The 1,675-nt window shown below is 35.9% G+C and carries 2 protein-coding genes; both read left to right on the forward strand.

Features of this window, described 5'->3' with window-relative positions; translation table 11 throughout:
* The first annotated feature begins 68 nt into the window (after positions 1-68).
* On the forward strand, positions 69-1,409 hold the full coding sequence (locus tag AC220I_RS22175; protein ID WP_486726045.1) for an S-layer homology domain-containing protein: 1,341 nt from the start codon (positions 69-71) through the stop codon (positions 1,407-1,409).
* Positions 1,410-1,423: 14 nt separating this feature from the next.
* Positions 1,424-1,675: hypothetical protein (locus AC220I_RS22180; protein ID WP_486726046.1), on the forward strand; the 252-nt coding region annotated here is incomplete at its 3' end.

Below are 1,675 nucleotides of genomic sequence, written 5' to 3' on the forward strand. Positions count from 1 at the left end.
TAAATGCAAACCTAAAAAAACACAGAATAACGTTGATTATTCATTTTTACCGAAGGGGGTTTCTAAACATGAAATTAACTAAAATCTTAACAACTGGAATATTAACATTTACACTTTTTTCATCATTAAATTTTGCAACAAATATTACAGATATTACAGGTCATTGGTCAGAACCCTTTGTAACCTCACTTGTCAATCAAGGTGTGATTTCGGGTTATCCTGATGGTACTTTTAAGCCTGATAAGTCAATCAGTAATGCTGAATTTTTATCATTGACCCTTAAAGCCATGAACGAGACTGTTCAAAGTGCAAATGTGGGTGAAACATGGGATATGCCAATTATGAAAAAAGCCTTAGAACTTGGACTTGTTAAAAGTGGTGAGCCTATGACAAATGCCATGAGCGAGATATCAAGAGAACAATCTGCAACCATCCTTTACAGAGCCTTGCAGATAAAAGAGGGCATCAAATATGATCAATATTACACTGGTGTTCTCGATCAAGTGATTTTCGACAACGACCAAATTACTGATGCCTACAAGGATAGCGTTTATTCAATGCTTCAAAAAGGCGTATTTACTGGCAATGCCAATCACTTTGACCCTAAAGGTGTAATGACCAGGGGGGCATCTTGTGTTGTTATTGAGAGAGTGCTTGATAAAGAGAAAAGAGCAAACCCTACCGATGTTAAGAATGGTGTATCTGCATGGAAGGTATTGGTTGAACCTGTAGTCAGTCAAGATGCGGTCCAAATGAAATTTGAAAATGGCAAACCTGTGATTGACCGTGAAAAGGTCCTTGATGAACTTAGACAGCATACAAACAATGTATTCACATCGTCACTTGAAGATTATTATTACTATGAGGATTATATCAGTAAAAAATGGTACGGTGCGGGATACGACACCTACGAAGCGAAGAAAGAGTATGTGGATTCTATGATTGATATTGGCATTAAAGCCATGAAAACCTTTTATAACTTTGACTACAGAGACGATCTAGACGCCTATAAGAAAGACCTACAATGGGTTTCTGCCACAAATAACGGCAAAAAAAATCGCATTGAAGAACTCTTAAATAACATTAAGACTAATCAGCTTGTCATGGAAAGCGAATTTGTAACGGATTCTTCTCTTTTCTATAGAGCTTCTAACTGGACGGATAGATTAAGAGGTCGTTTGTATTTTACCTTTAAATCACCAAGCCAAAAGGCAGAGGTTTATCAAACTCATTTTGAAGATGCAGAAGGTATTGTAAAACTTGATGTTGACCAGTGGTATTACATTGACTGTGAAATACTACTTGGAGATTTTCTTGAAAACATCAACAACAATTGGGACCACAGCAAACCTAATTATGGTGTGAACTATTACATTACCGATTACATTCCAGTTAACCCTTTGAACTAAGGAGTCAATAACCTATGAAAAAGAAACTCAGTATTTTCTTAATACTTGTCCTTTTGATTAATCTTTTAATACCATCGGATTTCACAGAAGGTGTTGAAGAAGTAAATCCATATGATAAATCAACAAACACCTTTAAATTCACCACCGATACCCCTATTGTGTCATCGGGTGTAGCTTATAGGACGGTTGGCTTTAAAGCACATTTTAATTCCAATGGTAAAGATTATGAAGCTTATTTCACTATGAAACAATTTGAAACGTCAGAA

This window comes from Fusibacter sp. (assembly GCF_057447755.1).

Excerpts from the sequence above, each read along its gene's own strand:
- AC220I_RS22175 (WP_486726045.1), top strand. The coding sequence starts at position 69 with ATGAAATTAACTAAAATCTTAACAACTGGAATATTAACATTTACACTT.